Annotated in this window: 12 protein-coding genes; all 12 read left to right on the top strand. The window is 32.8% G+C overall.

The window, feature by feature from the left end:
• Nucleotides 1-5 precede the first annotated feature (5 nt).
• The 12 genes from IGI63_RS16125 (at nt 6) to IGI63_RS16070 (ending at nt 12,390) form a co-directional block, all read left to right on the top strand.
• The gene (locus IGI63_RS16125) at nt 6-227 is read left to right on the top strand and encodes a hypothetical protein (RefSeq protein ID WP_002408635.1); all 222 of its coding nucleotides are present in this window, start codon (nt 6-8) and stop codon (nt 225-227) included.
• A gap of 22 nt (nt 228-249) precedes the next feature.
• The gene (locus tag IGI63_RS16120; protein WP_002408634.1) at nt 250-750 is read left to right on the top strand and encodes an antirestriction protein ArdA; all 501 of its coding nucleotides are present in this window, start codon (nt 250-252) and stop codon (nt 748-750) included.
• 100 nt (nt 751-850) lie between these two features.
• Nucleotides 851-1,918, top strand: a complete 1,068-nt coding sequence (locus IGI63_RS16115) for a PHP domain-containing protein (RefSeq protein ID WP_429976321.1) — start codon at nt 851-853, stop codon at nt 1,916-1,918.
• A 17-nt stretch (nt 1,919-1,935) separates the two neighbouring features.
• Entirely contained in the window at nt 1,936-2,895 is a 960-nt protein-coding gene (locus IGI63_RS16110) for a hypothetical protein (protein ID WP_429976320.1), read from the top strand.
• Nucleotides 2,876-3,181: a hypothetical protein gene (locus IGI63_RS16105; RefSeq protein ID WP_002408632.1), complete on the top strand. Its 306-nt coding sequence runs from the start codon at nt 2,876-2,878 to the stop codon at nt 3,179-3,181. The genes IGI63_RS16110 and IGI63_RS16105 overlap by 20 nt, the downstream gene beginning before the upstream one ends.
• 183 nt (nt 3,182-3,364) lie before the next feature.
• Nucleotides 3,365-3,763 carry a conjugal transfer protein gene (locus tag IGI63_RS16100; protein WP_033656129.1) on the top strand — a complete coding sequence of 133 codons (399 nt, stop codon included), beginning with the start codon at nt 3,365-3,367 and terminating at the stop codon, nt 3,761-3,763.
• On the top strand, nt 3,741-6,209 hold the full coding sequence (locus IGI63_RS16095; protein WP_429976319.1) for an ATP-binding protein: 2,469 nt from the start codon (nt 3,741-3,743) through the stop codon (nt 6,207-6,209). The genes IGI63_RS16100 and IGI63_RS16095 overlap by 23 nt, the downstream gene beginning before the upstream one ends.
• Nucleotides 6,193-8,070 carry an FUSC family protein gene (locus tag IGI63_RS16090; RefSeq protein WP_002408628.1) on the top strand — a complete coding sequence of 626 codons (1,878 nt, stop codon included), beginning with the start codon at nt 6,193-6,195 and terminating at the stop codon, nt 8,068-8,070. Before IGI63_RS16095 ends, IGI63_RS16090 begins: the two co-directional genes overlap by 17 nt.
• 3 nt (nt 8,071-8,073) lie before the next feature.
• Nucleotides 8,074-9,078 (top strand): lysozyme family protein, encoded by a 1,005-nt coding sequence (locus IGI63_RS16085; RefSeq protein ID WP_429976318.1) that lies wholly within the window; start codon nt 8,074-8,076, stop codon nt 9,076-9,078.
• A 13-nt stretch (nt 9,079-9,091) separates the two neighbouring features.
• Complete coding sequence (locus IGI63_RS16080) at nt 9,092-10,033, top strand: conjugal transfer protein (RefSeq protein ID WP_002408626.1); 942 nt, start codon at nt 9,092-9,094, stop codon at nt 10,031-10,033.
• Nucleotides 10,034-10,322: 289 nt separating this feature from the next.
• Nucleotides 10,323-10,553 carry a hypothetical protein gene (locus tag IGI63_RS16075; protein ID WP_002408625.1) on the top strand — a complete coding sequence of 77 codons (231 nt, stop codon included), beginning with the start codon at nt 10,323-10,325 and terminating at the stop codon, nt 10,551-10,553.
• A 64-nt stretch (nt 10,554-10,617) separates the two neighbouring features.
• Nucleotides 10,618-12,390 carry a phage tail tip lysozyme gene (locus IGI63_RS16070; RefSeq protein WP_002408624.1) on the top strand — a complete coding sequence of 591 codons (1,773 nt, stop codon included), beginning with the start codon at nt 10,618-10,620 and terminating at the stop codon, nt 12,388-12,390.
• Nucleotides 12,391-12,453: the final 63 nt, after the last annotated feature.

Raw genomic sequence — 12,453 nt, 5'->3', positions numbered from 1 at the left:
AAAGAATGAATTTTGGACAGAATTTATATCAATGGTTTTTGAGTAACGCTCAGTCCTTAGTGTTATTAGCTATCGTTGTGATTGGCTTATACCTAGGCTTTAAAAGAGAATTTTCCAAGTTGATTGGATTTCTAGTGATTGCCTTGATAGCTGTCGGGCTGGTTTTTAATGCCCAAGGAGTGAAAGATGTTTTACTAGGACTTTTCAACCGAATCGTGGGTGCATAGACAGAAAGGAATTTAAAATAAAATGGATGAACTGCGTGTCTATATTGCGAATTTAGGAAAATATAACGAAGGAGAACTAGTTGGTGAATGGTTTACGTTACCAGTTGATGAAGAAAAAGTAGTCGAGCAGATTGGTTTAAATGAAATTTATGAAGAATATGCGATTCACGATTATGAGTTACCTTTTGAAGTCGATGAATATACTTCTTTGGAAGAACTAAATCGATTAGCCGCATTAGCACAAGAGTTGGAAGGTATGCCTTTTGAAGATTCTATTCAAGAAATTCAGCAAGCCTTTTTTAATAGCTTTGAAGAAATGGTGGAACATAAAGATGATATTGTCTGTTATTCAGATTGCGAAACAATGGCTGATGTCGCTGCTTCTTTAGTAGAAGAAGGTGTATTAGGAGAAATACCAGCAAATTTGGTGAATTATATTAATTATGAAGCCTTTGGACGAGATTTGGAAATGGAAGGGAATTTTTTAGTTACTAGGAATGGGATTTTTGAGTATGAGGGATGAAAACAGTACTAGTGAATTTCTCTTACTTATTCTAGATATAATACTACGGTATTGTGATTATTTTCTCAATGTGTAATAATGGTCTATAAGGAGTGATTTAATGAAAAAATTAGACCTACATATACACACTATCAGAACAATAAGTGATTCTAAAGAATTTAATTTTTCAATAGAGACATTGAAAAATTATATTAATGAAAGAAAAATTGATGCAATAGCAATTACAAATCATAATGTCTTTGATTATGAACAATTTAAGCTAATCAAGGATGAGTTAAACATAACTGTATTTCCAGGAGTGGAGGTCGATTTAGAAAAAGGGCACTTATTAGTTATAGCTGATAATAAGACGGACGCAGAGATTAAAGATTTTGCAATAACTTGTGAAGGATTTTCAAAGTATATTATAAAGCAATCATCGTCGTTGACTTTAAATCAGTTTTTTGAAGTTATTCCTCCTATAAAACTAAAAAATTATTTAGTTATCCCTCATTATATTAAATCTCCAGAAATTTCGGATAAAACATTACAAAGTTTAAAAGATGTTTGTAATATATATGCTGGAGAAGTTAGTTCAACTAGAAAGTTTATGGATTTGAAAAATAGACCTGATGATTTAACACCAGTATTGTTCAGTGATCAACGAATATCAGAAGATTTAGTTAATTTTAGCAATCATCAAACGTATTTAAATATTTCAGAGATTACACTTTCTGCTATTAAATTAGCTTTGAGCGATAAAACAAAAGTTGCATTATCTACAAAAGAAGGTAAAAATTTATTTGAATTACATCAGGGTATAGTTGCTTCAACTGGGCTTAATATTCTAATAGGAGAACGTTCATCAGGAAAAACTCATTTATTAGATGAAATATATAATAATGAAAGTAACGTGCGGTATATTAAACAATTTGAACTTGTTGAAAAAGATGACAAAGAATCAGAAAAAAACTTTAATCAGCAGTTATCTAGTGACGAAAGTATTTATACGACAGATTATCTATCAGAATTCAGAAAAATAGTTAAAGACTTAATATTAATTAATCCTAAAAATACGCAAAAAGAAATAGAAAAGTATGTAACTAGTTTGATAAAAAACGCAGAAAGTACTGAAAAAAAGATGCTTTTGCAAAGGCAAAGCTTTTTTCAGAAGAGATATTTAAAATAAAAAAACTAGATACATTGATGGAACTTATTAATGCTACTCAACTTTTAATAGAAAATAAAGAATACGAACACATAATTCTAAATTCAATTCCAAAAAATCAATTGAAACAATTGATTAAAGAATTGATTTTAGAATATAGACAAATATATTTAGAAATTGAAATAAAAGAGAAGACTAATTCATTAGTCAATAAAATAAAAAGTGAACTTTCTTTAAAAACTAGAATTCAAAGTATAGCAAACATAGATTTTGGAAATATTGCTCAGGACTATTTAAAAATTCAAAAATTTAATGAATTAGTTCACTTTTTACAATCTGAGCAAATTCTAAGCTCAAGAGAAATTTATGACTTTACTATTCAAAATTCAAAGCGACCTTTTAAAGGAGCACAGGAAGTAATTAATGTAATCGGTAAAAAAACATCCTATTTAGATATATTTAAAAAATATAATAATCCGTTTGAGTATTTACAAGCAATCAAAGATAATTCGGTTCTTGAGCCAGCTAATTATTATAAATATTTTGTAAAACTTGAAGTACAAATACTAAATAAGGATATGAAACCTATTTCAGGTGGACAACGAGCTGAATATAATTTTTTGAGGAAAATAGAAGGGGCACTTTCTTACGATTTACTTCTAATAGATGAACCCGAATCATCATTTGATAATATATTCTTAAATAATAAGATAAATAAAGTTTTAAGGAGTATTTCACAAAATATGCCAGTTTTTGTTTCTACACACAATAATACTATTGGTGGGTCAATAAAACCTGATTTTGTGATACACACGAAAAGAATTGTCGAGAACAATCAAGCAGTATATAGAATATATTATGGATTTCCGACTGATAAAGAATTAATTAGTAAGAATGGAGAAAGAATAAGTAATTTGTCAGTTCAATTGAACTGTTTAGAAGCTGGAGAAAAGTCATATAAAGAAAGAAGAGAAGCATATGAAATACTTGAAGATTGAAAACAATCAAGGTTATTTTTTGACAAGATCTCACGAGTGGAATGAAATTGATAAAATTTCAAAAGAGGATATATACGAACTAATAAAAATCTTGATTGCTATTGAGAATAGTGAATCATTTGAAATGGATGAATTTAATGAAGAAATACTACAACATGGAGTCCATAAAATTATATATAGAAATTTATATACTAAATTTACAGAGTTGAAACAAGAAAAGGATAGCATAATTGATAGAGTAAACCAGCAATTTTCAACAGCTTTTCAAAAATACTCCAATGAGTAAATATTGAATTAAGTAAATTTATAGTAGTGATTTCTACAAATGTATATGTGATAGTTTTATATTTATAATAAATTTCGTTCGATATACAACTGAATTATATAAAAGTAAAAAACATATTACTCTGAATAAGAGGTTAGAATTAGAGTGGCAGATTATTTATTTGCCACTTTTTTGGAGGAATCTATGAAAAAACTAAAAAGCTACACCAGTATCTGGGCAGTTGAAAAGGTGATCTACGCGATCAACGATTTTCAACTGCCTTTTCCTGTTACCTTTAGCCAAATGGCATGGTTCGTTTTAACCTTATTGGCAATGATTCTTTTCGGAAATTTGCCACCACTAGTATTTATCCAAGGCGCGTTTCTAAAATATTTAGCCATTCCTACATGTGTGACATGGTTTATGTCTAAGAAAACGTTTGATGGAAAACGTCCTTATGGCTTTTTACGATCAGTTATTTTGTATCTTGCTCGTCCAAAGGTAACCTATGCAGGAAAGAAAGTAACGTTAAATAAACAAAAAGTGCAACTGGAAATAACAACAGTTAGGAGTAAAGTCTATGACCCAAATCAAGTACATTGAAAACAATTTAGTCTGGAATACGGATGGCGAATGTTTTGCGTATTATGAATTACTACCGTATAACTATTCGTTTTTATCAGAAGAACAAAAATATGAAGTACATGAACAATTTAAACAATTAATTGCGCAAAATCGTGAAGGAAAAATCCATGCACTTCAAATCTCCACCGAAACGAGTCTACGAGCAACGCAAGAACGTTCTAAAGCAGAAATTACAGGACGTTTAAAGGCAATTGCCCAAGAAAAAATAGAAGAGCAGACCGAAGCTTTGGTCTCAATGATTGGCGATAATCAATTGGATTATCGTTTTTTTATTGGGTTTAAACTCGTATCTACAGATCAGGAATTGACGGTTAAAAATATTGGTAAGGAATTTAAAGAAATACTTCATGCATTTACGTATCAAGTGAATCATCAGTTAATGGGTGATTTTGTTTCAATCCCTCAAGAGGAAGTTTTTCGTTATCAGAAATTGGAAAAATTATTAGTGGCTAAAATTTCACGCCGCTTTAAAATTCAACCTTTATTCTCAAAAGACTTTGCTTATTTAATTGAACATATTTATGGAGGAGAAGTAGCAACCTATGAAGAATATGAGTATGTGCTCCCTAAGAGGAAATTAAGCAAGGAAACTCTAATCAAACGTTACGATCTTATTCGTCCAACTCGTTGTTTAGTCACAGAGAAACAGCGTTATTTAAAAATTGAGCATGAAAAACAGTCCATTTTAGTGGCCTATTTAACCATCAACTTAATTGTAGGCGAGTTGGATTTTCCATCGTCAGAAATCTTTTACTACCAGCAACAACAATTCTCGTTTCCTATTGATACAAGTATGAATATTGAAATTGTTCCCAATAAAAAAGCGTTATCGACAGTTCGTAATAAGAAAAAAGAATTAAAAGACTTAGATAATCATGCGTGGGAGTCAAATAATGAAACAACAAATAGTGTGGTAGAAGCATTGGATTCTGTTGATGAATTGGAAACTAATTTAGATAAGTCCAAAGAATCTATGTATAAGTTAAGCTATGTCGTCCGAGTTTCAGCTAAAAATGAAGAAGAATTAAAGCAACGTTGTGAAGAAGTCATGGATTTTTATGATGATTTAAATGTTAAATTAGTTCGACCGTTTGGCGATATGCTGGGCTTACATCAAGAATTTTTACCAGCCAGTAAGAGGTATATCAACGATTATATTCAATATATTACTTCAGATTTCTTAGCTGGATTAGGTTTTGGTGCTACTCAAAAATTAGGGGAAAGAGAAGGCATGTATGTTGGCTACAATGTAGACACAGGACAAAATGTCTATTTAAAACCTAGTTTAGCTAGCCAAGGAGTGAAGGGTTCTGTTACGAATGCGCTAGCATCGGCTTTCCTTGGTTCGTTAGGTGGAGGAAAATCTTTTAGTAACAATTTAATCGTTTATTATGCAGTATTATTTGGTGGTCAAGCGTTGATTCTTGACCCGAAAGCAGAACGAGGCAATTGGCAAGAAAAATTACCAGATATTGCCAATGAAATTAACATTTTGAATTTAACCAGTAAAAGTGAAAATCAAGGAATGTTAGATCCATATGTCATCATGAAAAGAAGTAAGGATTCAGAAAGTTTAGCTATTGATATTTTAACGTTCTTAACGGGAATTTCTAGTCGAGATGGCGAAAAATTTCCTGTCTTACGTAAAGCCATTCGTTCTGTTACTCAAAGCAATAATCGTGGATTAATCTGTGTGATTGAAGAATTACGTAAAGAAAATAGTGCTATTTCACTGAATATTGCCGATCACATTGAATCATTTACTGATTACGATTTTGCTCAATTGTTATTTTCTGATGGTTCAGTGGAGCAATCTATTAGCTTAGAAAAACAGTTAAACATTATCCAAGTAGCAGACTTAGTGTTGCCAGATGCGGAGACAAGTTTTGAAGAATATACCACGATGGAATTATTGAGTGTTTCTATGTTGATGGTTATTAGTACCTTTGCCTTAGATTTTATTCATAGTCAGCGGGAAGTTTTTAAAATTGTTGATTTAGATGAAGCGTGGTCAATTTTGCAAGTAGCACAAGGAAAAACATTATCGAATAAACTGGTTCGTGCAGGGCGTTCCATGAATGCTGGGGTATATTTCGTTACGCAAAACAGTGATGATTTATTGGATGAGCGCTTGAAAAATAACATTGGCTTAAAATTTGCTTTTCGTAGTACAGATATTCATGAAATTAAGAAAACACTAGAGTTCTTTGGGATTGATAAAGAAGATGAAGAGAATCAAAAACGGTTGCGAAATTTAGAAAATGGTCAATGTTTATTTCAAGATTTATATGGTCATGTGGGGATTCTTCAATTTCATCCTGTCTTTGAAGAACTCTTTCAAGCCTTTGATACACGACCACCTTTATTGAAAGAAGCAGGTGAGTCTCATGAAAAAGAAAACTAAAAAACAAATACTCATAGGAATAGTAGTGATACTCTTCTTTCTATGGGGACTAATGAGCTTTTTTACCCTTTCAGCAAATGCTAGTGGTTTAGTAGACAATAAAATTGATGCCGGTAATCTCTATTCAACGTATAGCTTAGATCATTATCAATTGGATTTTTTTGTAGATAGTTCATGGGATTGGCTACCGTGGAATTGGTCAGATGGGGTAGGTAAATCTGTCATGTATGGTCTATATGCTATTACTAACTTTTTATGGACCGTTAGTTTATATATTTCAAATGCAACCGGTTATGTGATTCAAGAAGCATATCGGCTCGATTTTATTTCAGATACTGCAGATGCGATTGGTAAAAATATTCAAGTTTTAGCTGGAATTTCCAGCCACGGTTTTTCCAAAGAGGGCTTTTACATTGGCTTTCTTTTGATTTTTATTCTATTTATGGGGATTTATGTAACTTATGTGGGTTTAATTAAAAAGGAAACATCTAAAGGGATACGTGCAGTCATTAATTTTGTGACTGTTTTTTTATTGTCTGCTTCCTTTATTGCCTATGCGCCAAGTTATATAAAGAAGATTAATGATTTTTCAACGGATATTAGTTCAGCAGCGTTATCTTTAGGTACGAAAATAGTAGTACCAGATGAGACAACCAAAGGAGAAGATAGTGTAGATTTGATTCGAGATAGTTTATTTGCTATTCAAGTTCAACAGCCTTGGCTATTGTTACAATTTAATGATTCGAACAAAGAAAAAATTGGTGTAAAGCGAGTAGATAAATTATTAGCCGTTGATCCAAATAGTGAAAATGGAAAGAAACGTGAAGAAGTGGTCAAAGAGGAAATTACCAAACACAACAATAAAAATTTGACGCTTACCAAAACCATGAATCGTTTAGGAACCGTGGTGTTTCTCTTTCTATTTGATTTAGGCATCTCGGTCTTTATCTTCTTATTAACAGGCATCATGATTTTTTCACAAATACTATTCGTGATTTTTGCGATGTTTCTACCAATCAGTTTTTTACTTTCGATGCTACCGACGTATCAAGGAATGGCCAAAAAGGCAATTGAAAAGCTATTCAATACAATTATGATGCGTGCGGGGATAACGTTAGTTATTACGACAGCTTTTAGTATCTCTTCTATGTTTTATGCATTATCAGGAAACTATCCATTTTTTATGGTTGCTTTTTTACAAATCGTTACATTTGGTGGCATTTATCTCAAATTAAGTGACTTGATGGGGATGTTTAGTTTGCACAGTGGAGATAGTCAACATTTTGGACGAAGAATCACCCAGAGACCCAAAAGACTGGCGCAAAGAAATATCCGAAGTCTAAAACGCAACATTGGACGAACGTTAGTAGGTACTTCTCTTCTGTCAAAACGACCAAGTAAGCAAAAAGGATCTAAAACTAGTTCACCTAATCGGAAAAACAGCAGTAAGAATTTAACACTAACCACTAACAACAGACAGCAAAATAAGCAAATTAAGGATAAAAATCCTCTGAACAAACATAAAAAAACAATCGATAAAAATAAGTATTCAAATAAAAAGAATCCCGAATTAAATATAGCGAATCAAAAGAATAAACGAAGAATTTTAGCTAAAGAAGTAACAAAAAAGAACTATAAAAATCACCAAAAACAGCCAACCGTTACCTATAAAAATAAAGCTTTAAAAGATAAAAAAAGAACCTATCAACTTCTTAGATCTCAAAGGGAAATGACCCAAGTAGATCGTACAGCAAGAAAAGTTCATCAACGAAAAACTCAAAAGACTCCTCCAAAATATACGAGACCTAATATAGTGAAACAGAAAAATAGTTCCACAAAATCTGTGAAGAAGAAGGAATGATTTATGAAACTAAAAATATTATTTTTCGGAAGTAGTTTTTTTCTAAGCCTATTAGGTTTGTTGTTAACTAGTCTATTACTATTTTCAACGGATCAAGATTCTTCTGCATCCGCTGAACCTTCTGAAACTCAGTTATCCGTTAGTCAAGAAGTTCTTAACTATCAAAAATTTGTTAATAAATATGCAAAAGAGAATCATATTAGTGAATACAGTTATTATCTATTGGCGATTATGCAAGTGGAGACAGGTGGAAAAGGACAAGATGTGATGCAAAGTTCCGAATCATTAGGTCTAGCTCCTAATTCTTTAAGTCCCGAAGCATCCATTAAACAAGCTTGTATTTATTTTTCACAAATGGTGACTAAGATGAAACGAGAAGGCAGTGATATTGAAAGTGTAATCCAGAGCTATAATTATGGCTCTGGTTTTCTAGATTATGTGACAAAACATGGTAAAAAATACAGCTATGAGTTAGCAACAGCTTTTGCCAAAGAAAAATCAGGTTGTAGAAAGGTTCCTTATCCTAATGAAATCGCAGCAGCCAAAGGCTATTGGCGATACGCTTATGGGAATCAATTTTATGTACTTTTGGTGAAACAATACCTTAAACAGGAAGCACCAACGTTTGATGATAAGATCGTTCAAAAAATTATCGATGAAGCCTTAAAGTATCAAGGATATCCCTATGTTTTTGGCGGTTCTAACCCAGAAACGAGTTTTGATTGTAGTGGCTTAACCCAATGGTGTTATGGAAAAGTAGGAATTCAATTACCAAGAACCGCACAAGCCCAATATGATGTTACGACACACCTTTCCATTCAAGAAGCAAAGGCTGGCGATTTGGTCTTTTTTCACTCAACGTATGATGCCGGAGAATACGTGACCCATGTGGGAATTTATGTAGGAAAGATGAAAATGTATAACGCCGGAGATCCAATTGGATATGGTGATTTAACCGATAGTTATTGGCAAGCGCATTTAATTGGTGCTGGACGTGTGAAAAGATGAAAGGTGTGAAGAAATGAAGATTACGATTGAAAAGACAAAAAGAGAAAAGAAAGTAAAAAAGAATACGCTCAAAAAAACTGAGAACAACCGTAAAGTCCCAGTATTATTAATAGGCAAGAGACGAAAATCTGTCCTATTCTTATGGACAGTATTATGTCTTAGTTTAGGCTTTGCAATTTATAAAAATTTTACTGCGATTGATCGTCAAACGATTCACGAAAAAGTGAAAGTAGAAGAAAAGTTAGTGGATACAACAGGTATTCAAAGCTATGTAGAAAGTTTTGCGAAAGACTACTTTACTTGGGAGAATCGAAAAGCAGCGATTGAAAATCGTACCAAGAAAATCAATGGTTATTTAACAGAAGAACTTCAACAGCTGAATCAAGAGTTGATTCGTACGGATATTCCTACGAGTTCCCAAGTTCAAGCTATTCATATTTTTAAAATCACTCAGAAAAGTAAACGAGATTTTCAAGTGAATTTCACGGTAGAACAACGAATAACCGAAGGAAAAAAATCAAGTGTTATTTCTTCTGCATACCAAGTCACTGTCCATCAAGCGGAGAATGGAGATAAGGTAATTAGCCAAAATCCAACGATTACTAGTCAACCAGGAAAATCGAATTTTCATCCAAAACAATGGGAGAACGATAGTACGATTGATTCCAAAACACGGGATGAAGTGACGAAGTTTTTGAAAACATTCTTCAAGTTGTATCCGAAAGCAACTAAGGATGAGTTGGCTTACTACGTAAAAGATAAAACTATTCAGCCGTTAAATAAGAACTATTTGTATTCAGAACTGGAAATACCTGATTTTAGAAAAGATAAGGATGGATTAGGAGTCGAAGTTTCAGTTAAGTACTTGAATCAAGAAACAAAAGCTACGTTAGTTTGTCAGTATCAGGTGAAATTGGAGAAGAAACAGAATTGGGTGATTGATAAAATAAATTAGATTTAAATTTAGGAATAGCTAAGTTTCAAAAATAATATCTATATAAATTAATAGAAGCTTATAAATATTAATGTATATTCTTTTTAATCGGCGAGTAATGTAATGATTAAGAGAAAGTTTATTTCTTATAATCAGTCAAGTATTGACATGTGTTTAAAACGGAAGTAGTTTTAAATTGTAGTTATGAATGCGCTAACAATCAAATGCTTTTTATTAACTTCTATTTAAGCATTGGTTATTCATATGGAAATTAATAGAAAACTATATTCTTTAGAACAAGGAGTATTCGATGGTTTTATTAGTGGAAATTATATTGATAATACTAGGATTTTTTTTCCTTATAGTAGGTAGGCAATTTAGAAGAGAAAAGTGGTTATTTCTGATAGCCGGAAATATTTTTAATGATTATTCTAATGAGAAAGCAAAAAAATGGGGCAGATTAGTGGGAATTATTATGTATGGATTAAGCATACTTTTTCTTTCTTTCGTACTATATATGCTTGCTAAAACTAAGAACTAAATCATTAATTTTTTAAAGGAGGGATCTCGAATTAAAAAATATTTTATTAAAGCGGGGGAAAGCAATGGGACAACGAGAAACTGCAAAGCAAATTTGGGACTATCTGACTTCAAACGGATGGACCCAACAATCTGTTGCTGGTTTATTAGGAAATATGCAATCTGAAAGTGGCATTATTGCTGATCGATGGGAGTCGGATATAGTAGGTAATATGAACGGTGGTTATGGGTTAGTCCAATGGACACCAGCTTCCAAATATATTAATTGGGCGCAAAGCAATGGATTAGTTTATCAAAATGTTATTTCACAATGTAATCGATTAGAATGGGAAGTTACTAACAACGAACAATTTTATAATCCAGATATGAGTTTTTTTCAGTTTACTCAAAGTACGCTTACACCTGAAGAATTAGCGGATATTTTTATTAAATGTTACGAAAGACCGCGTAATCCTAATCAACCAATACGTCAAGTTCAAGCTAGATATTGGTATAATCAATTTAATAACCAAGATCCTAGTAGAGTAGATACGGCGATTGAGGCAATGATTAAATGGATGAAAGATCATGAAGGAAAAGTTTGCTATTCAATGGACAATAGATACGGTCCAGATACTTACGATTGTTCAAGCTCAGTTTATAATTCATTAAAAGCTGGAGGATTCATTTCGGCTGATCACATTATTGGAAATACAGATACTTTATTTGGAGATTTGGAGAGTACTGAGTGGACTGAATTACCAGTTGTTAGTGGGCAGATAAATGCTCAAAGAGGTGATATTTTTATTTGGGGAGTACGCGGACATTCTACAGGACAAAACTTTGGTCACACAGGTATTTTCGTCGATGCTAATAATATTATTCATTGTCATGGTCCCGTCGGTTGTGGACCAGATCGTGGTATTTCTACTAATGATCATGATTGGTGGCGGACAAACAGCGGCGGTGATAATTATCCCAATACTATCTATCATTACATTGGAAATGGTCATGGAATTCCTAGCCCAAATCCTGATCCAGGTACTGATACTGGATTAATAGCATATTCTGGTGTGTTTTATCCGACTATACAGTTACCAGTGAGTGGAGATACAGATCCTAATAGCCCAGCACTTGCTTATTATAATCCAGGTATGCCGATTCTTTATGATAGTTATACTTTTGCTAATGGCTATGCATGGATTAGCTATATATCTTATGGAGGCACACGAAGTTATGTAGCAGTAGGACCAGATGATGGACGCACAGATACTGTCTGGGGGACGGGTTTTTTAAATAATATTCCTGAAGGAAATGGTAATTTAATTCCATATTCAGGAGTATTTATTCCAACCATACAGTTACCAGTGAGTAGAGACACAGATTCTAATAGTCCTGCAATCGCTTATTATAGTCCGGGTATGCCAATTATTTATGATAGTTATATTTTTACTAACGGTTATGCGTGGATTAGCTATATATCATATGGAGGTACACGAAGTTATGTAGCAGTAGGGCCGGATGATGGACGCACAGATACTGTTTGGGGAACAGGCTTCTTAAATGATTATCCAGGAAGAGATACGGGTCAAGGTGATGAAGGTCATCCTATTTTAATAGCTAAAACTGGAACTTTTTATCCAGACAGAACTCTTCCTATTAGTGCTGATACGGATCCAACTAGTGTAGCTGTGGGGGCGTTTGATTCAGGTGATGCGGTTTACTATGATAGTTATATCTTTATTAATGGTTATGCATGGATTAGTTATGTAAGTTCAACTGGTATTCGACGTTATGTAGCAGTAGGTCCAGATGACGGTAAGATAAATACAGTGTGGGGGACAGGTTTCTTTAATTAAATATAATTTGGGTTCTGTGACAAATACGTAAAGATATTTGTCACAGATACTCGTTTTTTCAAA

It is taken from the genome of Enterococcus sp. DIV0086 (assembly GCF_050498705.1).
Lineage (GTDB): Bacteria > Bacillota > Bacilli > Lactobacillales > Enterococcaceae > Enterococcus > Enterococcus faecalis.
Note: the sequence above shows the minus strand (reverse complement) of the source record. Positions and strands in the feature narration are given on the sequence as shown.